Source organism: Brevibacterium sp. UCMA 11754 (genome assembly GCF_021532275.1).
Classification (GTDB): Bacteria; Actinomycetota; Actinomycetes; order Actinomycetales; family Brevibacteriaceae; genus Brevibacterium.
The window spans coordinates 1-23,426 of record NZ_JACBOT010000025.1 but is presented as its reverse complement, the minus strand read 5'-3'; the positions used below and the strand labels follow the sequence as shown (position 1 = coordinate 23,426).

At 63.3% G+C, this 23,426-nt stretch carries 19 protein-coding genes and 1 pseudogene; 13 read left to right on the top strand and 7 right to left on the bottom strand.

From position 1 onward, the window contains the following. The first annotated feature begins 19 nt into the window (after window positions 1-19). The 3 genes from HX613_RS13735 (at window position 20) to HX613_RS13725 (ending at window position 3,920) form a co-directional block, all read left to right on the top strand. Window positions 20-967, top strand: a complete 948-nt coding sequence (locus tag HX613_RS13735) for a 2-hydroxyacid dehydrogenase (protein ID WP_235345832.1) — start codon at window positions 20-22, stop codon at window positions 965-967. 134 nt (window positions 968-1,101) lie between these two features. Continuing rightward, entirely contained in the window at window positions 1,102-2,814 is a 1,713-nt protein-coding gene (ilvD, locus tag HX613_RS13730; RefSeq protein WP_235345831.1) for a dihydroxy-acid dehydratase, read from the top strand. A 164-nt stretch (window positions 2,815-2,978) separates the two neighbouring features. After that, entirely contained in the window at window positions 2,979-3,920 is a 942-nt protein-coding gene (locus HX613_RS13725) for a D-2-hydroxyacid dehydrogenase family protein (protein ID WP_235345830.1), read from the top strand. Between the two features lie 90 nt (window positions 3,921-4,010). Here the strand turns inward: HX613_RS13725 and HX613_RS13720 are convergent, their stop codons facing one another. Together HX613_RS13720 and HX613_RS13715 are read right to left on the bottom strand one after the other, a co-directional pair. Further along, the gene (locus HX613_RS13720) at window positions 4,011-4,832 is read right to left on the bottom strand and encodes an aldo/keto reductase (protein WP_235345829.1); all 822 of its coding nucleotides are present in this window, start codon (window positions 4,830-4,832) and stop codon (window positions 4,011-4,013) included. 260 nt (window positions 4,833-5,092) lie between these two features. Then, on the bottom strand, window positions 5,093-5,611 hold the full coding sequence (locus HX613_RS13715) for an adenine phosphoribosyltransferase (protein WP_235345828.1): 519 nt from the start codon (window positions 5,609-5,611) through the stop codon (window positions 5,093-5,095). Window positions 5,612-5,706: 95 nt separating this feature from the next. Between HX613_RS13715 and HX613_RS13710 the strand changes: the two genes are divergently transcribed. Further along, entirely contained in the window at window positions 5,707-6,312 is a 606-nt protein-coding gene (locus HX613_RS13710) for a protein-L-isoaspartate O-methyltransferase family protein (protein ID WP_235345827.1), read from the top strand. Between the two features lie 304 nt (window positions 6,313-6,616). On the opposite strand, the gene HX613_RS13705 is transcribed toward HX613_RS13710, so the two are convergent. After that, the gene (locus HX613_RS13705; protein ID WP_235345826.1) at window positions 6,617-6,904 is read right to left on the bottom strand and encodes a hypothetical protein; all 288 of its coding nucleotides are present in this window, start codon (window positions 6,902-6,904) and stop codon (window positions 6,617-6,619) included. Window positions 6,905-6,994: 90 nt separating this feature from the next. Between HX613_RS13705 and HX613_RS13700 the strand changes: the two genes are divergently transcribed. Then, window positions 6,995-7,471 (top strand): hypothetical protein, encoded by a 477-nt coding sequence (locus tag HX613_RS13700; protein WP_235345825.1) that lies wholly within the window; start codon window positions 6,995-6,997, stop codon window positions 7,469-7,471. A gap of 159 nt (window positions 7,472-7,630) precedes the next feature. On the opposite strand, the gene HX613_RS13695 is transcribed toward HX613_RS13700, so the two are convergent. Further along, window positions 7,631-9,484 carry an ABC transporter ATP-binding protein gene (locus HX613_RS13695; RefSeq protein ID WP_235345824.1) on the bottom strand — a complete coding sequence of 618 codons (1,854 nt, stop codon included), beginning with the start codon at window positions 9,482-9,484 and terminating at the stop codon, window positions 7,631-7,633. After that, complete coding sequence (locus tag HX613_RS13690; RefSeq protein ID WP_235345823.1) at window positions 9,481-11,289, bottom strand: ABC transporter ATP-binding protein; 1,809 nt, start codon at window positions 11,287-11,289, stop codon at window positions 9,481-9,483. The genes HX613_RS13695 and HX613_RS13690 overlap by 4 nt, the downstream gene beginning before the upstream one ends. A gap of 345 nt (window positions 11,290-11,634) precedes the next feature. On the opposite strand from HX613_RS13690, the gene HX613_RS13685 reads away from it, so the two are divergent. The 5 genes from HX613_RS13685 (at window position 11,635) to serA (ending at window position 18,372) form a co-directional block, all read left to right on the top strand. Further along, window positions 11,635-13,572, top strand: coding sequence for an acetolactate synthase large subunit (locus HX613_RS13685; RefSeq protein WP_235345822.1), 1,938 nt, complete (start codon window positions 11,635-11,637; stop codon window positions 13,570-13,572). Then, window positions 13,569-14,081, top strand: a complete 513-nt coding sequence (gene ilvN / locus HX613_RS13680; protein WP_096178825.1) for an acetolactate synthase small subunit — start codon at window positions 13,569-13,571, stop codon at window positions 14,079-14,081. The genes HX613_RS13685 and ilvN overlap by 4 nt, the downstream gene beginning before the upstream one ends. 156 nt (window positions 14,082-14,237) lie before the next feature. Continuing rightward, window positions 14,238-15,269, top strand: coding sequence for a ketol-acid reductoisomerase (ilvC, locus tag HX613_RS13675; RefSeq protein ID WP_235345821.1), 1,032 nt, complete (start codon window positions 14,238-14,240; stop codon window positions 15,267-15,269). 130 nt (window positions 15,270-15,399) lie between these two features. Then, window positions 15,400-16,692 carry a GNAT family N-acetyltransferase gene (locus tag HX613_RS13670; protein ID WP_235345820.1) on the top strand — a complete coding sequence of 431 codons (1,293 nt, stop codon included), beginning with the start codon at window positions 15,400-15,402 and terminating at the stop codon, window positions 16,690-16,692. An 87-nt stretch (window positions 16,693-16,779) separates the two neighbouring features. Then, window positions 16,780-18,372 (top strand): phosphoglycerate dehydrogenase, encoded by a 1,593-nt coding sequence (gene serA, locus HX613_RS13665; RefSeq protein ID WP_235345819.1) that lies wholly within the window; start codon window positions 16,780-16,782, stop codon window positions 18,370-18,372. A 35-nt stretch (window positions 18,373-18,407) separates the two neighbouring features. Here the strand turns inward: serA and HX613_RS13660 are convergent, their stop codons facing one another. Beyond that, window positions 18,408-19,202 carry a phosphatase PAP2 family protein gene (locus tag HX613_RS13660; RefSeq protein ID WP_235343889.1) on the bottom strand — a complete coding sequence of 265 codons (795 nt, stop codon included), beginning with the start codon at window positions 19,200-19,202 and terminating at the stop codon, window positions 18,408-18,410. Between the two features lie 40 nt (window positions 19,203-19,242). Next, window positions 19,243-20,094, bottom strand: a complete 852-nt coding sequence (locus HX613_RS13655) for an HpcH/HpaI aldolase/citrate lyase family protein (RefSeq protein ID WP_235343888.1) — start codon at window positions 20,092-20,094, stop codon at window positions 19,243-19,245. A 190-nt stretch (window positions 20,095-20,284) separates the two neighbouring features. Between HX613_RS13655 and HX613_RS13650 the strand changes: the two genes are divergently transcribed. The 3 genes and pseudogenes from HX613_RS13650 to HX613_RS13640 form a co-directional block, all read left to right on the top strand. Further along, entirely contained in the window at window positions 20,285-21,322 is a 1,038-nt protein-coding gene (locus HX613_RS13650; protein ID WP_235343887.1) for a 3-isopropylmalate dehydrogenase, read from the top strand. Between the two features lie 150 nt (window positions 21,323-21,472). Further along, window positions 21,473-22,564, top strand: a complete 1,092-nt coding sequence (locus HX613_RS13645) for a branched-chain amino acid aminotransferase (protein WP_235343885.1) — start codon at window positions 21,473-21,475, stop codon at window positions 22,562-22,564. Window positions 22,565-22,945: 381 nt separating this feature from the next. Beyond that, window positions 22,946-23,426 (top strand): annotated as a pseudogene (locus HX613_RS13640) (MFS transporter); the annotation flags it as partial.

The following is a 23,426-nucleotide window of genomic DNA, read 5'->3' as shown; positions in this document are numbered from 1 at the left end:
TTCATGGGACAATGTGTCTATGTCGATCAAGACCATTGCCTTCCCAGATTCTGAACTCCGCAACCGCGTCATCGCCCGGATTCCGGCGCACCAGCGCGCCAACGTCGACCTGGTCGTCTATTCGGATGTCGAGAAGTCGGCGAAGCTGAGCCGAGACGATGTCGATGTCGTCGTGCTTCCGTACCTCGATTCGGGACCGACCATCGAACTGCTCGACGAGCTGCCGAACCTGAGCCTGGTCGTCACCCAGACCACGGGCTACGACCCAGTCGCGCACCTGCCCGAGCGCGGCATCCAGGTGGCGACCGCCTCGGGCGTGCACACCGGCGGAACGGCCGAGCTCGCCCTGACTCTGACCTTGGCCAGCCTGCGCGGCATCGATGATGCCGTGCGCGCGCAGAGTGCAAGGATCTGGAACCACAAGCGCAACCGTTCCCTGCAGGACCGTCGCGTCATGATCATCGGCGCCGGTGAGATCGGGTCGGCGATCGCCGATCGATTCGAACCCTTCGAAGTCGACCTCACTCGGGTCGCGACGAGGGCACGCGAAGACGATCGCGGGAAGATCCACAGCGTCGAGGAGCTGCCGACGCTGCTTCCCCACACCGAGGTGGTCGTCCTCATCACGCCTCTGACCGACTCGACGAACAAACTTGTCGACAAGGACTTCCTGGCCCAGCTGCCCGACAACGCTCTCATCGTCAACGTCGCTCGAGGCAAGGTCGTCGACACCGACGCGCTGGTCGCCGAATTGAGCACCGGTCGTCTCCATGCCGCCCTCGACGTGATGGATCCCGAACCGCTGCCGGAGAACCATCCGCTGTGGGGGACCCCGAACACGCTCATCACACCTCATGAGGGAGGCGATACCTCGGCGTTCGAGCCTCGGGTGGTGAAGATCCTGGCCGAGCAGGTCCGTCGTCTCAACGACGGCGAAGCGCCGCTCAACCTCGTCTCCACGGAGTGATCGGAGCAGCTCTCGCTGTACCGCTCAGCAGTTCTTGCCGAGCTGCCCAGCAGTTCCTGCCGACCTGCTCAAAACAAGTTCCAACATGCGAGAACTTGGCATATGCATGATGGACTCGGGCGTAGAGTGCCTGCATGAGCATTGATACGAACTCCACCACCCCGGACATCAAACCCCGATCTCGCGACGTCACCGACGGACTCGAAGCCACTGCCGCACGCGGCATGCTGAGGGCAGTCGGCATGGGCGATGACGACTGGGTGAAGCCGCAGATCGCCATCGCGACCTCGTGGAACGAGATCACCCCGTGCAACATGTCTCTGCAGCGTCTCGGCGCGGCCGCCAAGGAAGGCGTCCACGAATCAGGCGGCTTCCCTCTCGAATTCGGCACGATCTCCGTCTCCGACGGCATCTCCATGGGCCACGAGGGCATGCACTACTCGCTGGTCTCACGCGAGGTCATCACCGACTCCGTCGAGACGGTGATGAGCGCCGAGCGTCTCGACGGATCCGTCCTCATGGCCGGTTGCGATAAGTCGATCCCGGGCATGCTCATGGCATCGGCCCGTCTCGGACTGTCCAGCGTCTTCCTCTACAACGGTTCGATCATGCCGGGCACCGCGAAGATGGAGGACGGCACCGAGAAGGAAGTCACCCTCATCGACGCCTTCGAAGCAGTCGGCGCCTGCCGTGCCGGAACCATCAGCCGAAAAGACGTCGACTCCATCGAGCGCGCCGTCTGCCCGGGTGAAGGCGCCTGTGGTGGCATGTACACCGCGAACACGATGGCCTCGGCCGCTGAGGCGATGGGCATGTCCCTGCCGGGATCGGCCGCACCGCCGGCTATCCACCGTGATCGCACCATGTTCGCCCGCAAGTCCGGTGACGCTGTGGTCAACCTGCTGCGTCAGGGAATCACGACGAAGGACATCATCACCCGCGAATCGCTGCACAACGCGATCGCCGTGGTCATGGCCTTCGGTGGCTCGACGAATGCCGTCCTCCACCTCCTGGCCATCGCTCACGAGGCCGGTGTCGAGCTCAAGCTCGATGATTTCAACGAGATCGGCGACAAGGTCCCGCACCTGGGCAACGTCAAGCCCTTCGGCCAGTACGTGATGAACGATGTCTTCAAGATCGGCGGCGTGCCGGTGATCATGAAGGCTCTCCTCGACAACGGCATGCTCAACGGTGACTGTATGACGGTGACCGGCAAGACCGTGGCCGAGAACCTCGAGAGCATCAATCCGCCGGATCCCGACGGCAAGATCCTGCGCGCAATGAACAACCCGATTCACGCCACCGGCGGCCTCACCGTGCTCAAGGGCTCGATGGCTCCCGAGGGCGCGGTCGTGAAGTCCGCTGGCTTCGATGCCGATGTCTTCGAAGGCACTGCTCGCGTGTTCAACCAGGAGAAGCCGGCCATGGATGCCGTGCTCAATGGTGAGCTGAAGAAGGGCGACGTCGTCGTCATCCGCTACGAGGGGCCCAAGGGCGGACCGGGTATGCGCGAGATGCTCGCCATCACCGGTGCGATCAAGGGCGCAGGCATCGGTAAGGACGTTCTGCTCATCACCGACGGCAGGTTCTCCGGGGGCTCGACCGGCCTGTGCATCGGCCACGTCGCACCCGAGGCCGTCGATGGCGGACCGATCGCCCTCGTCGAGGACGGCGACAAGATCACCGTCGACATCGCGGCCCGCTCGATCGAACTCCACGTCGAGGAATCGGTCCTCGCCGAGCGTCGCAAGACCTGGACGATCCCAGAGAACCACCGCCTCACCGGTGTGCTCGGCAAGTACGCCAAGCTCGTGCAGTCGGCCTCCACCGGGGCCGTCTGCTTCTGAGCAGGGAACACCCGATGATCTGATCATCGACGTGTGATTCCACAGCAGCAGGGGAGCGATCCGGTGCTGTGTGGGGGAGAGCCATCCATCGCCGAGGCGGTGCGGACCTATGTTCGCACCGCCTCGGGGAGCATCAGGGACCGACCAAGACGAGAGGGACAGGCATGCACATCGTTGTGCTCGACGACTACCAGAACGTGGCGGCAGCTTTCGCGAATTGGGAGGCGCTTGGGGCTGAGATCGACTTCGTCTCCCGCCCGATCCGTGACACCGAGGATCTCGTGCAGACAGTGGCCGGCGCCGAGGTTGTCGTTGCCATGCGTGAGCGCACCCTCTTCTCTGCCGACCGTTTGTCGCGCCTTCGCGATCTGAAGTTGCTGGTGACCACGGGCCGAGTCAACGCCTCCATCGATCTGGACGCCGCCCGCGCGCAGGCGATCGCGGTCTGCGGAACAGAATCCACCACCTCGGCGACTCCGGAGCTGACCTGGGGACTCATCCTTTCCGTGCTGCGCAGCATCCCCACCGAAGATACTGCCATGCACTCCGGCGGCTGGCAGTCCACCGTGGGCGGTGACCTCTTCGGACACAGGCTCGGGGTCATCGGATTGGGCAGACTGGGCACCCAGATCGCCCGTGTCGGTGCCGCTTTCGGCATGGACGTTGTGGCCTGGAGTCAGAACCTCGATGAGGAGCGGGCGGCCGATGTCGGGGCACATGCGGTGAGCAAGGAGGAGCTCTTCGCCACCTCCGACGTGCTGACCCTGCACTACAAGCTCAGCGAGCGCAGCCGCGGGCTCGTCTCTGCCGCGGAGCTGTCGCTGATGAAGCCGAGCAGCATCTTCATCAATACTTCACGGGCGGGTCTTGTCGACATGGAAGCACTTCAGGAGGCATTGGCAGAAGGTCGCATTCGCGGCGCGGGGATCGACGTGTATGACACCGAACCGCTGCCAGCCGACCATCCTCTGCGCAACACTCCGAGGACCGTGCTGACCCCGCACCTGGGCTACGTCACTGAGGACACGTACCGAATCTTCTTCACCCAGGCAGTCGAGGACATCGCTGCATGGCTGGAGGGGGAGCCGATCCGTCAGCTCACCTGAGCCGGGCGCAAGGAAAAGGCCCACCCGGAGCGATGATGCTCCAGGCGGGCCCTGACTGCAGTTCTTCGGCGCGAAGCCGACGCGACTGGCTCAGTTCACGTCGGCGGGATCACCGGACACGCGACCGCCGTTTTCCAGCGAGTCGATGGCGGCCACCTCGGCGGAGGTGAGTTCGAAGTCGAAGACATCGAAGTTCTGGCCCATGCGGTCGCGGTTGTTCGACTTCGGGAAGACGACATGTCCGCGCTGCAGGTGCCACCGGATGATGGTCTGCGCCCAGGACTTGCCGTGGGTCGACGCAATCTCACCGATGACGGTGTCGGCATAGTCGACCTTGCCCTGTCCCAGCGGTCCCCAAGCTTCGACCTTGATGTCGTGCTCGGTCAGCAGCGGACGGGTCTCGATCTGCTGGAACTGCGGGTGGCACTCGATCTGGTCGACGGCCGGGATGATCCCGGTCCCAAGGATCTGCGGCAGGTAGCGGTGGTCGAAGTTCGAGACACCGATCGAGGTGGTCAGACCCTGATCGCGGTAGGAGGGGAAGGCCTCCCAGGTCTCGACCGAGTTGTTGTTCTCAGGTGTCGGCCAGTGGATGAGGTAGAGGTCGACATGGTCGAGGCCCAGCTTCTCGAGGCTTTCGCCCAGGGCGCGCTTCGATTCCTCGGCACCGTGGCGGTCGTTCCAGAGTTTGGTGGTCACGAAGAGCTCATCGCGGGCAATGCCGGAGTTCGCAATGGCTCGACCGACGCCTTCTTCATTGCCGTAGACGGCAGCCGTGTCGATGTGGCGGTAGCCGACCTCGAGGGCGTCGGTGACGATGCGCTCGGTCTCCTCGGGATCGACCTTGAAGACGCCGAAGCCCAGCTGGGGAATGGTCTTGCCGTCATTGAGTGTGAGTGTTGGAACCGTCAAGGTGCCGCCTTTCGTCACGGATTGGTGGTCTGCTGTGATGCCAGTGCCAGGCACCGCGGTGGCGGTGCCTCTGCGAGCTTATAACGTGACGATGGTGTCCATGCATTCCTGACTGCCGAACCCGACTTGAGTGATCCGTGTCTCGGTGCTCTGTCGACGAGCGAACCCGGAGGACGAGCGAACCCGGAGAATGAACCGCCTTGGTGTGGGGGAGCGGGTCAGCCGGCGGCCGTTTTCCATCCGTCGGCCGTCGTTCCCCATCAGTCGGCGAAGACGGTGTGCACATCCCCGGTCAGCGACCGACCGCCGAGATCCTTGAGCTCGAGGACGACTGCCGAGCCGACCACCTCAGCCCCGAGCTCCTTCACGAGAGCTTGAGCAGCGGACAAGGTTCCGCCTGTGGCCAGGATGTCATCGACGAGGAGCACGCGCTCGCCCTTCTTGAGTACATCGGGCCCTTCGATGGTCGCAGTTCCGTATTCGAGTGAGTAGGAGACCGCTGCGGCCGGGCGAGGCAGCTTGCCCGCCTTGCGAATGGGCAGAATCCCGACTCCTGTCATCGCCGCAATCGTTCCGGCGAAGAGGAAGCCTCGAGCTTCAAGGCCGCCGACGATGTCGAACTGGCTCTCGAAAGGTGCGATGAGCGCCTCGGTGACGGCACGCAGTGCAGGACCATCAGCGATGAGCGGTGAGATATCGCGAAAGTTCACCCCCGGGTGCGGGTAGTCGGGAATCGAGGTGATCAGGGTCTGTGCTCGTTCGAGATCGGTATTCGTCACGGGACAACGATACTCGGTGGGGAGTAGCGATACGCGGTGGGGAATCGCGATACGCGGTGGGGAGTAACGTAGAAGCCACCGCATTGGAGGTCGCCGTGGAACCCAAACACCCACCGGTCTCGATCACAGAGGCCTTTTCCCAAGTGCCCCGCGAGTTGTTTCTGCCAGAGGAGGAGCGAGACTCCGCCTCCAGCAACCTACCGCTGTCGATCGGAGACGGGCAGACGAATTCCCAGCCGAGTACGGTCGCTGACATGCTCAGGCTGCTGGAGCCGCAACTCGGTGATCGGGTCCTCGACGTGGGGTCAGGTTCGGGATGGACGACGGCTCTCCTCGGCGTTCTCGTCGGTCCCAATGGCCATGTGACAGGTGTTGAACGACACGAGAAGCTCATTGAGCGTGCCCGGAAGTCACTGAGCTTGGCCAGAGCGGACATTGGCGACTTGGACACTGTTGAGATCATGGCCGCGACCGCAGGCGTCCTGGGTCTGCCTGATGAAGCGCCCTTCGACCGTATCCTCGTCTCGGCCGGTGCAGAGATACTGCCGCGGGAGCTCGTTGACCAGCTGGCGCTGGGAGGCGTCATGGTCATCCCGGTCCAGGGTGAGATGCTCAAGGTCGAGCGCTCTGGTGCCGAAGAGGACGATGTCACCATCACACGGCACGGCCGGTACCGTTTCGTCCCATTGGTCCGAGAATGAAGGCTCCCACGAGCCGGGGCAGTCGTCGGCCACCCGAACCTGCAAAAGCACCGTGCAGGTGGAGTTGTCTTGCAGGTTGAGGTATTCGATGCAAACCCGTCGAATGATGTTTATTGTTATTTGATGCCATTAGGTGCAATATTGACGCATGTACCAAGTGTTTGACACGGCAAGCTTGCTCAGGCTGGGATTTTCCGATCGTGAGGTTCGCAGGGCGGCCGCCTGCTGCTTGGAGCGCGTGGCTCGCGGTCGATTTGCAGTCCGGCGCAGGTGTGAAGACGAACGCCACCGACGAATTTGGGAATCAATAGACCAAGATGATTCGAACCTGCTTGAGCTGAAGAACGACTTCCGTGACGTACTCGAAAGGCTGAAGATTCTCATCAGGGCACGAGCCGACAGAATCAACAGCCTGCAGCAGGTAGCTAGTGGCAATTTGCACTGTGAAGTCTTCTCTCACATCTCCGCAGCCCTCCTCTGGGAGTTGGAGGTCTCTCGTCCGGTCGACGAACGTGTTGAGGTGGTGCGGCCGGAAATCAGTCGGCGTCATACCAATCTGCTCGTTCGGAAGCGGAAGCTCCCGCCTGGACACGTCGAGAGAATCGGGGATGTCGCCGTCACTTCCCTCGCGAGGACGCTCATTGACATCGCTCGTGACTACAGCTTGGATGTCAGTGTTCCGATGCTCGACAATGCACTGCGCCGGAACCTTGTGACCAACGGGGAGCTCCTCAGCGTCGTAGACACGGCCAACGAGGTGAGGAACAAGAATCGTTTGATCACTGCGATCGATTTGATGGATCCGCTCAGGGAGTCACCGGCCGAGTCGATGGTCGCGGTGCGGTTCTTCGAAAACCAGATCCTCGGCTTCCTGCCGCAAGTCGACGTTCGTGATGCTCAGGGGAGATTCGTGGCCCGCGTTGACTTCCTCCATCGGCAGGCGATGATCATCGTCGAGTTCGATGGGCGAGCCAAATATTTCCTCAATGATCGTGACCACAGAACGGCTTTTGACAGAGAGCGCGAACGTGAGCGGCAGCTTCGCGAACTCGGCTACCACGTGGTGAGGGTCTTCTGGAAGGATCTCTTCCGGCAGCGGAGGTTCACGGAGCTTGCCCGATTGGTCAATGCGCGAGTCGCGCAGGCATCGGATACGTGAAGCCGCAAAAGCACCGTGCAGGTGGAGTCGTTTCGCTGGTTGGGGTAGCTGAAGTCATCTGATCCCGCACTCTTCTCACCTCAGCACACGGGCTCTACCGGTTCGTCCCGCTGATCGACGACTGAGATCGTGCTCATGAGGCCCTCGACCGCCACAGCCCTACACCAGAGAGTCTCTCCACGCTTTGTGCAGCTGGGCGAACTTGCCTGCCCCGGAGATCAGCCCATCGGGCGTGCCGTCTTCGATGATTCGCCCGGAGTCCATGACGAGGACACGGTCGGCGATCTCCACGGTCGACAGCCGGTGGGCGATGATGATCGCGGTGCGTCCCTCGAGAACTGTCGCCAGCGCCTTCTGCACAAGCCGTTCGGAGGGGATGTCGAGATGGGCGGTCGCCTCATCGAGGACGACGATGTCCGGGTTCGCCAAGAACACGCGGGCGAAGGACACGAGCTGGCGCTGTCCTGAACTCAGCCGACCGCCGCGCTTCTTCACATCCGTGTCGTAGTCCTCGGGCAGATTGCGGATATAGGGGTCCAGGCCGACAGCTGTGGCCGCAGCGATCACCTCGTCATCACCGGCATCGGGATTGCCGATGCGAATATTGTCGGCGATCGTGCCCGCGAACAGGAACGACTCCTGGGTGACCATAACGACGCTCTGACGCAGCTGGGCATCGTCAAGATCACGCAGGTCCACCTCGTCGATGGTGATCCGACCTTCACTGGGATCGTAGAACCGCGTGACCAACTTGACCAAGGTCGACTTGCCCGCGCCTGTGGCGCCCACGAGGGCCACGATCTCTCCCGCTGGGATGCGCAGGTCGAACCGGGGGAGGACATCAAGACCGTCGCCGTAGGAGAAGCGGACATGGTTGAGATCGATCGAGCGCCCGCTGGGCTTCGAAGCCAGCTCCTCCGCCGCCGAGGTGGTGCCTGAGGTCTGGTTGGAACTGTGCGCGGGCAGGGCCTTCGGGCTCGTCGGTGCCACCACCTCGGGATCGGTGTCGAGGACGGCGGCCATCTTCTCCAGCGCCGCCGAGGCGGACTGATAGAGGTTGAATGACTGAACCAGTTCATCAAGTGGGCCGTAGAACCGGCGCAGGTAGAGGATGAACGCCGCGAGCACGCCGATCTGGGTCCAATCCTCGATGACGAGCCACGCGCCGACGATGATGATGACCGTCTGCGTGACATTGCCGACCAGCCGAGTCCAGCCCGCGAACCAGGCCACGCCGCGCAGGGCATCGGTGTTGGCGTCGCGGTACGCAGTGTCCTCGTCCTTGAGCGTGCCGCGGCGATCGGGCTGCCGGCGGTAGGCCTGAACAGCACGGATCCCGCCCATGGTTTCGACGAAGTGGACGATGACCTTGGCGATCGAGGTCCGAGTCCGGCGGTAGGCGTTGCGCTGTGATGTGTGGGCGGACTTGGTGATGAAGAACAGCGGGATGAACCCGAGGAAGACCACGATGGCCAGGGGCACGTCGAGGACGATGAGAGTGACGGCGATGAACGTCATCTCGAACAGGGCCAGCGCCGTGTCGAAGAGCGAATAGGTGAGGAACTGCTGCACCGACTCCATGTCGGAGGTCTGTCGTGACACCAGCCGGCCCGAGGTCGACCGCTCGTGGTAGCCCAGGTCGAGACGCTGGATGTGTCCGAACAGGCGGGAGCGGAGAGTGTAGACGACCTTCTGCGCAGTGATGCCAACCAGCCTCGTCGAGGCGAAAGCGAGCACCGCCGAGGCGATGGCGGAGATGACGAAGGCGGAGACAGCCCGAATCAGCGGCCCCGGATCTCCCTCGACAGCTTTCGGGACACCGTTGTCGAGCGCATCGGCGATGAAGATCGGACCGATGACGAGGAACAGTGCGGTGAGCACGACGATGACGAACAGGAAGATCACCATCGGCAGATGCGGGCGGACCAGTGAGAGCAGCAGCGCGCGGGCCTTCTTCGCGATGTCCGGCGGAAGCTGCTCGAACTCGTCCTCATTGAGACGGGGAATGCTCATCGCGTGCCCCATTCCGAGGAGTGCTCTGTCGCAGGGTGCTGGGCTGTCGCGTGCTCCGCCGTCGCATGATCGCCCGCAGCCGCCGCACCCATGAGCTCACGGTAGAGCGGTGAGGATCCCAGCAGCTCGTCATGGGTGCCCAGCGCGACGATGCGACCCTCGTCGAGGACGGCAACGGCATCTGCCAGCGCCGAGGTGGACGGACGGTGGGCGATGATCAGCGTCGTCGAATCGGGCAGGATCTCCCGCAGCGCCCGCTGCACTCGATCCTCGGTATCGACGTCGACCGCGGACAGCGGGTCGTCGAGGACGAGGATGCGGGGCGCACCGATCACCGCACGCGCCAAGGCCAGGCGCTGTCGCTGCCCACCGGACAGAGACAGGCCCTGCTCGCCGACCTGCGTATCGAGTCCCTCCGGCAGTCGCTCGACGAAGTCCTTCGCGGCCGTGATCTCCAAGGCCTGCCAGATCGCGTCGTCGTCGACCCCGGGCGCACCCATGCTCACGTTCTCAGCCACCGAGGTGGAGAACAGGATCGGGTCCTCGAAGGACACGGACACCAGGTTGCGCACCTCGTTGACGGGCAGATCGCGAATATCGGTGCCGTCCACGCGCACGGCACCGCCGGTGACGTCCTGCAGGCGTGGGACGAGGGAGGCCAAAGTCGTCTTGCCCGACCCGGTCGCACCGACGATGGCAAGGGTCTGGCCCGGCTCGATATGCAGATTGAGGTTCTTCAGGGTCTCGCGGTCGGTGTCGGCGAAGTGGAAGTCGACATCCTCGAAATCCAGCTCACCCTTGTAGCGACCTACATCGGGGGCATCGGCGATCCGACCGTCGGCGTCGGTGATGTCGTGCCGGATGTCGATGACCTCCCAGTACCTGGCCGCGGCGGTCAGCGCCATGAGGGCATCGGCGAGGAGGAAGCCGAGCATCTCGATCGGCATCCGCATCACCATCGAGATGGTCACGCCGGCGACGACGGTGCCGATCGTCGTCCACCCCTGCACGACGCCCCAGGTGCCCACCGCCACGATGGCTGCCTGGGCGAGTGTGGGCAGGAGGATCAGCACACTCCAGAACCAGGAGTCGAGCTTCGCCTTGCGCACTTCGATGCCTTGGAACTTCCGTGACAGAAGAGAGAACCGCTGTGCCGCCCAGGGGGAGCGGCCGAAGGACTTGAGGATCCGGATCCCCTGAATCGACTCCTCGACCTCGGTGGTGATCTCACCGACGGTGTCCTGGGAGAGCCGGGAGGCCTCTCGGTACCGCTTCTCGAAGACCGTGACCGTCGCAATCGTCGGTATGGCCATGATCAGCATGATCAGACCGAAGACCGGCTGCAGGAAGGTGAGGATGATGGTGCCGATGATGATGATCAACGGGGTCGTCACGAGGAAGGGGATCCCGAAGGCGAAGAACCGTCGCAGCTGGGAGAGATCATTGATCGCGCGCGAGAGCAGCTGCCCCGACTCCCACGAATCGTGGATGGCCACCGAGGTGTACTGGAGTCGGTCGAAGAGACGTGACCGCCAGGTGATCTCCCATTGGGCGACGACGGGAGCGACGAGGAGTCTGCGACCCCACAGTGCCACCGCCTCGGCGATGCCGATGAAGAGGACCCCGAGCACGGGCAGCCACAGACCCGAGAGATCACGGTGGGCGATGGGGCCGTCGATGATGTGACCGGTGATCAGGGGGATGATCAGTTGGATGCCGTTGGCCAGGAGCGTGAGGGCGAGTACGGCGATGTACACGCCGATGCGAGAACGCAGATCGGGCCAGAAACGTAAGAGGGGACGCACCTTTGAGAGCCTAGTCGGGGCGCGTGTCGTAGTCCATGGCTCTCACAATCGAACCTTCCCTTGCTCCGTGGGCGGCTGCAAGGGCGCGTTTGCGGACCCCGGCCTACGGTCTCACCCTTCAGTCGAAGCCAGTCCCAAATTTCGAGACGATCCAATGCGACGTTTGACACGCTTATTGCCAGCGGTGAACTATTGAGCCATGACTCACCTTCTTGTCGTCGTTATTCACCAGCGCGCGGATCTTCCGTAGCCTGTCAACACGACACGTTCCGCGCGCCCCTACCGAAACCGGAGGGGCTTTTTTCATGCGGAGACAAGATGGATCACTAGGAAGGATACGAAACGATGGCAGCCACGCCCTCGGCCCAGTCAGCGGGAACTGGCACTGCGCCCAGCCCAGCCCCGGTGACCGCGACCCCGTCAAGCATTCGACGCAACTCGACCCCTGAGGTCCTCACCGGAGCGCAGGCGATCGTCCGCAGCCTCGAGCTCCTCGAGGTCGAGACGGTCTTCGGCCTTCCCGGCGGTACCATCCTTCCGACATACGACCCGCTGTTCGAGACCGACAAGATCCGCCACATCCTCGTTCGTCACGAGCAGGGAGCCGGGCACGCGGCCGAAGGCTATGCCGCAGCATCGGGCAAGCTGGGCGTGTGCATCGCAACCTCGGGTCCGGGTGCGACGAACCTCATCACGGCGCTCGCCGACGCCCACATGGATTCCGTCCCGATACTGGCCATCACCGGTCAGCAGAGCTCGAAGCTGCTGGGCACCGATGCCTTCCAAGAAGCTGACATCGTGGGAATGACGATGCCGGTGACCAAGCACAGCTTCCTCGTGACCAAGCCCGAGGACATTCCCTCGGCGATACTGAACGCCCATCACATCGCGACCACCGGCCGGCCGGGTCCGGTCCTTGTCGACGTCACCAAGGACGCCCAGACGGGCACCGCTCCCTTCATCTGGCCCGAGGAGCCGCAGCTGCCCGGATACCGTCCCATCCTCAAGCCGCATGCGAAGCAGATCCGCGAAGCCGTCCGGCTCATCTCGGATGCTCAGCGTCCCGTGTTCTACATCGGCGGAGGTGTCATCCGTTCCCAGGCGGAGAAGGAGCTGCTCAAGCTCGCCGAGGCGACCAACATTCCCGTCGCCACGACCCTGATGGCCCGTGGCGCGTTCCCCGATTCGCACCAGCTGCACCTGGGAATGCCGGGTATGCACGGCAGCGTGCCCGCCGTGACCGCCTTCCAGAAATCCGACCTCCTGATCACCATCGGTGCCAGGTTCGATGATCGAGTCACCGGCAACCTCGATTCCTTCGCACCGAATGCGCAGGTCATCCACGCCGACATCGACCCGGCGGAGATCGGGAAGAATCGTGACGTCGACGTCGCCATCGTCGGTGATGCCCGCGAGGTGCTTGCGGAGATGCTCACCGAGATGCGCGGCAAGTTCCCCAAGGCTCTCGAGCGTCAGCGCGAGCCCTGGTGGCGCTTCCTCAATCGCCTCAAGACGACCTACCCGCTGGGCTATGACACACAGGATGAACTCTGCGATCCGCAGTATGTGATCTCGCGGATCTCGGCCCTGACCGGACCCGAGGCGGTCTACGCTGCCGGTGTCGGCCAGCACCAGATGTGGGCCGCCCAGTTCGTCGAGTTCGAGCGCCCCAAGTCATGGCTGAACTCCGGTGGCCTCGGCACCATGGGTTACTCGGTGCCTGCGGCGATGGGGGCGAAGGTCGCCGAACCGGACCGGGTGGTCTGGGCCATCGACGGCGACGGATGCTTCCAGATGACCAACCAGGAGCTCGCGACCTGCGCGCTCAACGACATCCCGATCAAGGTCGCGATCATCAACAACTCGTCACTGGGCATGGTTCGTCAGTGGCAGACCCTGTTCTATGACGGCCGGTACTCCAACACCGATCTCAACACCGGCCATGAGACGATCCGGATCCCGGACTTCGTCAAACTCGCCGAGGCTTACGGCTGCCTGGCTCTGCGCGTGGACAGCAACGACGATGTCGATGCTGCGATCAAGACGGCGCTGGAGACCAACGACCGTCCCGTGGTCCTCGACTTCACGGTCCCACCGGACGCTATGGTGTGGCCGATGGTCGCCGCTGGAGTCTCCAACGACGAGATCGAATACGCACGCGGCATTCGCCCCGAGTTCGACGGCGAAGGCGACGAACAGGCCGAGAGCCAGATCGCGGACGCAGGCACGGAAGAAGACGGCACGGTTCGCTCCGTGGCACAGATCGAAGGAGGCCTGGAATGAACAACCGGCACACACTCTCAGTCCTGGTCGAGAACAAGCCCGGCGTGCTCACTCGCTTCACCGGCCTCATCGCCCGCCGCGGGTTCAACATCCACAGCCTCGCCGTGGGCGTGACCGAACATGATGAGCTCTCGCGCATCACGGTCGTCGTCGACGTCAAGGACGTGCCGCTGGAGCAGGTGACCAAGCAGCTCAACAAGCTGGTCAACGTGATCAAGATCGTCGAGCTCGAACCGGCTACCTCGGTGCGTCGAGCCCACATCATCTACAAGGTCAAGGCCAACGCCACCACCCGTCCGCAGGTCGCTGCGGCAGTGGAGATGTTCCGTGCCAAGATCGTCGACGTGGGACCCGACTCCGTCAGCGTCGAAGCCACCGGCGAACTGGGCAAGGTCGAGGCCCTGCGCGAAGTCCTCGAGCCGTTCGGGATCAAGGAGATCGTCCAATCGGGCACCGTGGCCATCGGCCGCGGATCGAAGTCGATCACCGACCGCGCCCTGCGCAGCTGATCCTGTGACACTGCGCGACTGGCTCTCAGGGCCCTGCGCAGGTGACGTCTTCACGTTCCACTTCGTGGAACGTCAACCATCTCAATAAGTGAACAGCAGTACCGAACTGTGAAACAATGGGGGAGTACCCCAAACCTCTGAAGGAGCAAGAGAACTATGGCAGCAGAACGCTATTACGACGACAACGCAGATCTGTCCGTCATCCAGGGCAAGAAGGTCGCCGTCATCGGCTACGGCAGCCAGGGCCACGCGCACTCACTGAGCCTGCGCGATTCCGGTGTCGAGGTCCGCATCGGCCTCAAGGAAGGCTCCGCCAGCCGCGACAAGGCCGCAGCCGAAGGCCTCGAGGTCGGCACCCCCGCCGAGGTCTCCGAATGGGCCGACCTCGTTGTGATCCTCGCTCCTGACCAGGTTCAGGCCGAGATCTACAACGCTGAGATCGCTCCTAACCTGTCGCCCGGCAACGCTCTGCTCTTCGCCCACGGCTTCAACATCCGCTTCGACTACATCCAGCCGCCAGAGGGCGTCGACGTCATCATGGTCGCACCCAAGGGCCCCGGACACGTTGTGCGTCGCGAATACGTCGATGGACGCGGCGTCCCCGTTCTCGTGGCAGTCGAAGCAGACGCCACCGGCAGTGCCTGGGATCTCGTGCTCTCCTACGCCAAGGGCATCGGCGGACTGCGTGCCGGTGGCATCAAGACCACCTTCACCGAGGAGACCGAGTCGGATCTCTTCGGCGAGCAGACCGTTCTCTGCGGTGGCACCTCGCACCTCGTGCAGTACGGCTTCGAGGTCCTCACCGAAGCCGGCTACCAGCCGGAGATCGCCTACTTCGAGGTTCTCCACGAGCTCAAGCTCATCGTCGATCTCATGGTCGAGGGCGGAATCGCCAAGCAGCGTTGGTCGATCTCCGACACCGCTGAGTACGGCGACTACGTCTCCGGACCTCGCGTCATCACCCCGGACGTGAAGAAGAACATGGAAGCCGTCCTCGCGGACATCCAGAACGGCAAGTTCGCCGAGCGCTTCATGAACGACCAGAAGAACGGTGCGGCCGAGTTCAAGGAACTGCGCTCGAAGGAAGAGACGCACCCGATCGAGACCACAGGCCGCGAACTGCGCAAGATGTTCGCGTGGCTCAAGGACTCCGATGACGACTACACCGAGGGCACTGCCGCTCGCTGATCGTCACACCACGAAGCCCCGGAAGGCCGCTTGGCCTCCGGGGCTTCGTCGTACCCGCTCCCGGTGGTACACGACTATTTCCACTCATTGCGGACCCTCAATCCTGGTGATGTGAACTACTGTTGGAATCGTGACGAATTACAGGTTCGAGAACTTCAAGCCCGCCTTCGACGAGTCCACCGGTGCCCCCGATGAACGCACGCAGGGATACTTCGCGTCGACGAGTGTGGGATTCCATGACGCCCGGTCCACCGATGATGCGCTGAAGAACCGTGTCGAGCGCGCCATCGCCGACGGACGGAATCTCACCGCCGTCTATGCGAAGCAGGAATACGAGCACGCCCTCGACACCAGCGTTCCCGTCGCGACCTTCGCGTGGTTCGAGAAGCTGGTCAACGTGGGCGGTGGGCGTCTGGTGCCCGGTCACCTGATCACATGGGTGACAGTGCGCCCGACGCACCGCCGGCGCGGACTGCTGCGGTCACTGATGACGACAGACCTCGCCGAGGCGAAGGCCGACGGATACCCGTTCGCCGCACTGACAGCGACCGAAGGTGGGATCTACTCCCGCTTCGGCTTCGGCGTCGCCACCTGGGCCCACTCCATCGAGGTCGACACCTCACCCGGTTTCAAGATGGTCCACGAACCCGACCGCCGAGTCGAGATGTGCCTGCCCAGCGAGCTGCGTGAACTGGCTCCGAGGATCTACGGGGAGTTCATGCGCACCTCGCCCGGTGCGATGGAACGCCAGCAGACCTACATCGAGCGCGCCACCGGTGCATTGAACACCGATACAGGCGAAGCCGACCGCGGTGTGCGTGCCGCCCTGCACTTCAACGAGCAGGGAGAAGCCGACGGCTACGTGTCCTATAAGTTCGCCGGCTGGTCGAAGAATCCGCCGACGATCGATCTCATCGATTTCGTCGCAGTCACCGACGCCGCCTATGCCTCACTCTGGTCGTTCCTGGCCGCCATCGATCTGTCGACGAGAGTGACATTCGGAGAATCCGCCGAGGACTCGCCGCTGCCCTGGTTGCTCACCGACTCCCGCCGCGTTCGGACCGTGTCCACAGAGGACAACATCTGGATCCGGATCCTCGATGTCAAGGCAGCACTCGAAGCCAGGCCCTGGTACGTGCCCGGCACATTGGTGCTCGAGATCGATGACTCACTCGATCTGGCTGGCGGCCGCTACACGATCACCTCCGACGGCGAGAACGCCGTCGTCGAAACCGCTCCCGATTCGGCTCCTGCCGATCTGAGCATGGGCATCGCGGAACTCGGCTCCCTCTACTTCGGCGGCGCCGACCCTGTCATCCTCGCCCGCGCAGGACGCATCGACGAAAACGTGCCGGGTGCTGCCGTACGCGCCAGCTCGATGTTCAACCTGGGACGGATGCCGTACTCACCCAACGGGTTCTGAACTTCCTTCCCAGAGTTTGAGACTTTGTGAAAGCATTCACAAAGTCTCATAGGATGGACGCGTCCCGGACGCAACAGGAGGAACTCAGTGCCCAAGCCCATCGTGCTCATCGCCGAAAATCTGTCACCGGCCACCATCGATGCCCTCGGAGGCGACTTCGAGATCCGTTACACCGAAGGCGCTGACCGCTCTCAGCTCCTCAGCGACATCGTCGATGCCGACGCGATCCTCGTCCGCTCCGCCACTCAGGTCGATGCCGAGGCGATCGGTGCGGCGAAGGGTCTCAAGGTCATCGCCCGTGCCGGCGTCGGACTCGACAATGTCGACGTCCCGGCGGCCACCTCGGCGGGTGTCATGGTCGTCAACGCTCCGACCTCGAACATCATCTCCGCGGCTGAGCTCACCATGGCCCACATCCTCGGGTCCGCACGCTACTTCGGCGCCGGCAACACCTCGCTCAAGGCGGGGGAGTGGAAGCGTTCGAAGTACACGGGCGTGGAGCTCTACGAGAAGACTCTTGGCATCGTCGGACTCGGCCGCATCGGCAGTCTCGTGGCCGAGCGTGCGAAGGCATTCGGCATGCGTCTGGTCGGCTACGACCCCTACATCACGCAGGCACGCGCCGCGCAGATGGGCGTCGAGGTCGTCGACCTGCCCGGGCTCTTGGCCGTGTCCGACTTCGTCACCGTCCACATGCCCAAGACTCCTGAGACGATCGGCATGATCAGCACCGAGGAGTTCAAGGCCGCGAAGTCAGGCGCACGGTTCATCAATGTGGCTCGCGGCGGCATCATCGACGAGGACGCCCTCGCCGAGGCGATCGCCGCAGGTGAGGTCGGAGGTGCCGGCATCGACGTGTGGAACACCGAACCTCCGGAGCACTCGGCGCTGATGGAACTCGACGCCGTCAACGTCACGCCCCACCTCGGCGCATCGACCGCTGAAGCACAGGAGAAGGCCGGCGTCGCCGTGGCCAAGTCCGTGCGCAAGGCCCTGGCCGGGGAGCTCGTTCCCGACGCGGTCAACGTTGCCGGCGGAGCCATCCATGAGGACGTGCGCCCGGGCATTCCCCTGGCCGAACGACTCGGCCGAGTCGTCAACTCGCTGGCGAACTCCTCTGTCACTCACTTCAAGGTCGAGGTCAACGGCGAGATCGCAGACAAGGACGTGTCCGTCCTCAAGCTCTCCGCGCTCAAGGGACTGTTCAAGGACGTCGTATCCGATCAGGTCTCCTACGTCAACGCACCGCTGCTGGCTGAGGAGCGCGGCATCGGCGTCGAACTGGTCACCGATCCGTACTGCGAATCCTTCCGCAACGTCACCCGGTTGACCGCGACGACGAGCGAAGGGCAGCGGATTTCGGTCTCGGGCACCGTGACCGGACCGAAGCTCGTGCAGAAGCTCACCGAGGTCAACGACTTCGACCTGGAGATCGAGCTCACCGACAACCTGCTCATCTTCCGTTATGAGGACCGTCCCGGCATCATCGGTCAGCTGGGCCAGGCCCTGGGTGCCAATGACATCAACATCGCCGGTATGCAGGTCTCGCCCTCGGCGACCGACAACGATGCACTCTCCGTGCTGGCCGTCGACTCGGCAGTATCCGAGGAAGTCGTCAAGGCAGTGGCCGGGGCCGTCAACGCATCAGCGTTCAGCGGGGTCTCACTGAGCGAGGACTGACCTCCACAGGAAACAGCAGACCGAACGGGTCCCGTTCACCCCTGACGATGAGGTGAACGGGACCTTATCGTCGCCCAGGTCCAGAGCTCGTCGGCGAGCACAGCTGCCGAGATGCCGATGAGGGCTCCGGCGATCGTGTCGGAGAGCCAGTGCACCTGCAGCGCGGTGCGCGACCACATCATCAGCAGGATCCACGCGAAGGCCAGGAGCATGGACCAGTGGAACCGCAGGCGCACCGGTTCGAGCGGGGCAGTGATCTCGGTCGGAACGGCTGCGGTTTCGGTGGGGGCAGTCTCGGTGTCAGTAGGGACAGGCTCGGTCTTGTTCTCCGGTGGGATTGCCAACGGGGGAACTGCGCCCACCCCGGCCAGCCGGAGCATGTGCGCACGGGAGGCAATGAATGCCAGCCCCAAGGCCAGTGCGGCCGCGCCCATGGAATGGCCTGAAGGATAGGAATAGCCCAGGGAGTCATAGAGCTGCTCACTGGGGCGGACCCGGGTGACCACGGCCTTGAGCAGCTCGGACAGGACGATTCCCATGAGCATGGTGGTCACGAGGACGCCCGCGGAGCGGAACCGTCGCAGGAGGATGAAGAGCGCAGCCAGCAGGCCGGTGCAGATCACGGCCCCCGTGCCCCCGCCCACCTCGGCGAGGATGACCGCCAGCCAGTACCCGGAGGTGTCGGGCTCAAGCCCGACGAGATTCAGCCAGTCCTGGTCAACCGTCGTGGGCCCGGAGACATCGACTCTCAGCCACAGGCCGAAGGCAACGACGAGGAGGACCACCGGCAGGGTGGACCACAGAATCCACGAGGGTTGACGGACCGACACTATTGAGGGCTCGGACTCAGACTCAGACTCAAGATCAGGCTCAGGCGTTCCAGAGCCCGTAGGTCGACGCCAGGGAGGCGATCTTCTTTGCGCGTGCCAGACGTGGCAGGTACGAGCCGTCCGTGATCTCGGAGCCGCCCTCGGCAGCCTCGAGCAGCTGGCGGGCCCAGTCGCGCTCGTCTTCGCTCGGGCTCATCGATTCGTTGAGCGTCACGACCTGATCGACGTTGAGCACGAGCTTTCCGGTCATGCCCATCATGTGGGTGACCTCGGCATCCGTGCGGACCTGCTCATCGCTGGCAGTGGCTGCTGAAGGGCCGTCGATCGCGCCGGGCAGTCCACCCATGCGCGAGGCGATGGTCAGTCGTGAGCGGGCATAGGCCAGTGCCATCGGATCGCCGGAGAAGCCGGTGTCCTTGCGGAAGTCGTTCGTTCCGAAGGCAAGGCGGAATGTGCCCGGCGCCTCGGCGATCTTGGTCGCGTTCTCCACACCCATCGCAGATTCGAGCAGAGCGATGACCGGGAGTCCTGCCTTCGCGCGCATCGCGGTGTAGGAGACCTGCTCGGGACGTTCCGTCTCGGGCAGCATCACTCCGCGCAGGCCGGGGAGCATGGCGATGGAGGCAAGGTCGTCGTCCCAGAACTCAGAGTCCATCTTGTTGATCCGGACCCATGCGGACATGCCGCCTTCAAGAGCTCGTACGACATTGTCGCGGGCGGCGAGCTTCTTGTCGTCGGAGACCGAGGCCTCGAGGTCGAAGATGACGGAATCCGATTCGGAGATCTGCGCCTCGGTGAAGATCTCCTCCTTGGCCGCGTTGACCAACAGCCAGGAGCGGGAGAGCTTGGCGGGAAGTGCGGCGGCTCGGGCGTTGCGGATCGTTTCTGTCAATGATCGACTTTCTCTGGGGGTTTCGGGGTGTTCCTCCCATCTTCGACGCTCGAGCCGCGAAATTGTAGTCGGGAACGAAGTTTGAGACATGAAATTGTGGATGACGGGATTCGCTGAACCCGGCGGTCGAAATGTGTCCGAATAGTAGGACGAACAAGTTGCATGCTGAGATGAGTTCTAGTCTGAGACCATGAAGTTCTCAATTGCAGTCATGCCCGGCGACGGTATCGGCAACGAGGTCGTCCCCGAAGGCCTCAAGGTCCTCAAGCGCGCCATCGAGGTGTCCGGCGAGCCCGTGGAACTCGATCTCACGGACTATGAAGTCGGTGCCAAGCGCTGGCACGAGACCGGCGAGACACTCACGGACGAGGAGCTGGAATCGCTGCGTTCCCACGATGCCATCTTCTTCGGCGCCTGCGGTGACCCGAGCGTGCCGTCGGGCGTGCTCGAGCGAGGTGTGATCCTCAAGATGCGCTTCGGTCTGAGCCACGCAGTCAACCTGCGTCCCTCGAAGCTCTTCGCCGGAGTCACCAGCCCGTTGGCCGACCCCGGCGAAATCGACTTCGTCGTCGTCCGCGAAGGCACCGAAGGCTCCTACACCGGAATGGGCGGCTCGGTGCGCACCGATACCCCCTATGAGGTCGCGACCGAGGTCTCGATCAACACCTGGTACGGCGTGGAGCGGGCAGTCCGCGATGCGTTCGAACGTGCGCAGGCCAGGAACAAGAAGCTCACCTACGTCCACAAGCACAACGTCATGGTCCACGCGGGTCACCTATGGCGTCGCGTCGTCGAGAAGGTCGGCGCAGAATACCCAGAGGTGACATTCAACTACGAGCACACGGACGCGTGCACGATCTACATGGTCACCGACCCCGGCCGCTATGACGTGATCGTCACCGACAACCTCTTCGGTGACATCCTCACCGACCTCGCCGCGGCTGTCACCGGCGGCATCGGTCTGGCCGCCTCGGGCAACCTCAACGTCGAAGGCACGGGACCGAGCCTGTTCGAGCCCATCCACGGATCGGCACCGGACATCGCCGGACAGCAGATCGCCGATCCGACCGCCTCGATCCTCTCCGGTGCGCTCATGGCCTCGCACCTGGGACTCGACGTCGTGGCGAAGTCGATCGAGACCGCTGTCGAAGCCGATCTGGCCGACCGCGACGGAACCAAGCGCTCCACCGCCGAGGTGGGCGACGCGATCGCTGCCCGCCTGAGCTGACGCGGCCTGCAGGGGCCGAGGTGGGCACGACCACCTCGGCGTGGCGAGGGCCGACTGGACGATTCGTGAGCCATCACCCCGGTGCGACGCGCACCGGGGTGATGGACTACCCTGACAGTGTCACTCATCACAAATGAGAAAAGAGTTCTTATGACCAAGTTTGCCGTTCTCAAGAATGTCCAGCCGCAACCCGAGCTGGTGCGAGAGAACATCAAGAAGGATCCCGGATTCGGGCTCTACTTCACCGACCACATGGCCCACGTCAGGTACACCCTTGACGATGGTTGGCACGCTCACGAGGTGAAGCCGTACGGCCCGCTGGTGCTCGATCCTGCTGCTGCAGTGTTCCACTACGCGCAAGAGATCTTCGAAGGCATGAAGGTCTACCGCCACGCAGACGGCTCCGTCTGGACCTTCCGTCCCGAGCGCAACGCTGCGCGCATCAACAAGTCCGCCGAGCGTCTTGCGCTGCCGCAGATCTCGGAATCCGACTTCATCGAATCGATCAAGGCGCTGGTCTCACTCGATCAGGAGTGGGTTCCCACCCCTGAATCCGAAGCCGACGAGTCGAGCCTGTACCTGCGCCCCTTCATGATCGCCACCGAACGGTTCCTGGGCGTGCGCTCCAGCCATGAGGTCGACTACTACGTCATCGCCAGCCCCGCCGGGCCCTACTTCTCCGGCGGCATCAAGCCCGTCTCGATCTGGCTGTCGCAGAACTTCAACCGCGCCGGCGCCGGTGGCACCGGATTCGCCAAGTGCGGCGGCAACTACGCGGGCTCGCTGGCAGCGCAGAATGAAGCCGCAGCCCAGGGCTGCCAGCAGGTGCTGTTCACCGATGCGGCAGAGAACAAATACGTCGATGAGCTCGGCGGAATGAACCTCATGCTCGTGACCAAGGATGGCCGCCTGCTCACTCCGGAGCTCGGTGATTCCATCCTCGACGGTGTCACTCGCCAGTCCCTGCTCGACCTTGCCCCGCAGCTGGGCCTGAAGCCGGAAGAGCGCAAGATCTCCGTCGAGGAATGGCGTGAGGGAGCTGCCAATGGCGACATCGTCGAAGCCTTCGCCTGTGGCACCGCCGCAGTCGTGACTCCGATCGGCCGTGTCATCGGCAGCGAATTCACGATCGACCACGGTGAAGAGCCCGGTGAGAAGACCATGGAGTTCCGTAAGACTCTGCTCGACATCCAGTACGGCCGCGCCGAGGACAAGAACAACTGGATGGTTCGTCTGGCCTGAAGTCTGGGGCTTGAGGGCCTGAGCGCTGAGGACTTGAGTGCTGAGGACTTGAGTGCTGAGGACTGCTCAGACGAGGCGGCTCAGGTCGTCCCACATTGAGAGGGGCGGCTGCTGCGATTTCGATCGCGGCACCCGACCCTCTTAGCGTGCCATGTGGATTTCGGCAGTTCCAGCGCTGGACTCAGCAGACATGGGTCAGCAGGTGCGATTCGGCAGACGTGGCTCAGGTATGAGGAGAAGCGCGATTCTCGGCCACGGCGCCGTGCCGACGAAGAAGATTCCGCGCGCTGATTCCTTCGGCTTCTGTCCGGCTGCGTAAGGTGCAGCGACGAGATGCGAACAATTTTACTCACAAATGCGTTAAAGAGGTATTGTGGCCTCGTGTCTACTGCAACCTCGGCGTCCACGCCGACCGCTTCCGAAGTCGTCGCCAACCTTCCGTGGCGGTGGCGAACCCAAGGTGCCATCTTTCATCATCGGCGGCCTCGGGTTCATGTTCGACGCTTGGGACGTCGCCCTCAACGGGTTCCTCATCCCACTGCTCAGCGACTACTGGAGCCTGAGCGTAGGCCAGGCAGCCTGGATCGCTACGGCCAACCTCATCGGCATGGCGTTGGGCGCCTTCATCTGGGGCGGCATCGCTGATGTCATCGGCCGCAAGAAGGCCTTCACACTCACACTCCTCGTGTTTTCGATCTTCACCGTCGCTGGCGCCTTCTCTCCAGCGTTCAGCTGGTTCATCCTCTTCCGATTCCTCGCTGGATTCGGGCTCGGCGGATGCATCCCCGTCGACTATGCCCTCGTCGGAGAATTCACCCCCAAGAAGCACCGTGGTCGAGTCCTGACCGCAATGGACGGTTGG

Coding starts and splice junctions, on each gene's coding strand:
- HX613_RS13645 (WP_235343885.1), top strand. CDS start 21,473: ATGACCAAGTTTGCCGTTCTCAAGAATGTCCAGCCGCAACCCGAGCTG.
- ilvD (WP_235345831.1), top strand. CDS start 1,102: ATGAGCATTGATACGAACTCCACCACCCCGGACATCAAACCCCGATCT.
- HX613_RS13650 (WP_235343887.1), top strand. CDS start 20,285: ATGAAGTTCTCAATTGCAGTCATGCCCGGCGACGGTATCGGCAACGAG.
- HX613_RS13685 (WP_235345822.1), top strand. CDS start 11,635: ATGGCAGCCACGCCCTCGGCCCAGTCAGCGGGAACTGGCACTGCGCCC.
- ilvN (WP_096178825.1), top strand. CDS start 13,569: ATGAACAACCGGCACACACTCTCAGTCCTGGTCGAGAACAAGCCCGGC.
- HX613_RS13735 (WP_235345832.1), top strand. CDS start 20: ATGTCGATCAAGACCATTGCCTTCCCAGATTCTGAACTCCGCAACCGC.
- HX613_RS13700 (WP_235345825.1), top strand. CDS start 6,995: ATGCTCGACAATGCACTGCGCCGGAACCTTGTGACCAACGGGGAGCTC.
- ilvC (WP_235345821.1), top strand. CDS start 14,238: ATGGCAGCAGAACGCTATTACGACGACAACGCAGATCTGTCCGTCATC.
- HX613_RS13725 (WP_235345830.1), top strand. CDS start 2,979: ATGCACATCGTTGTGCTCGACGACTACCAGAACGTGGCGGCAGCTTTC.
- HX613_RS13695 (WP_235345824.1), bottom strand. CDS start 9,484: ATGAGCATTCCCCGTCTCAATGAGGACGAGTTCGAGCAGCTTCCGCCG.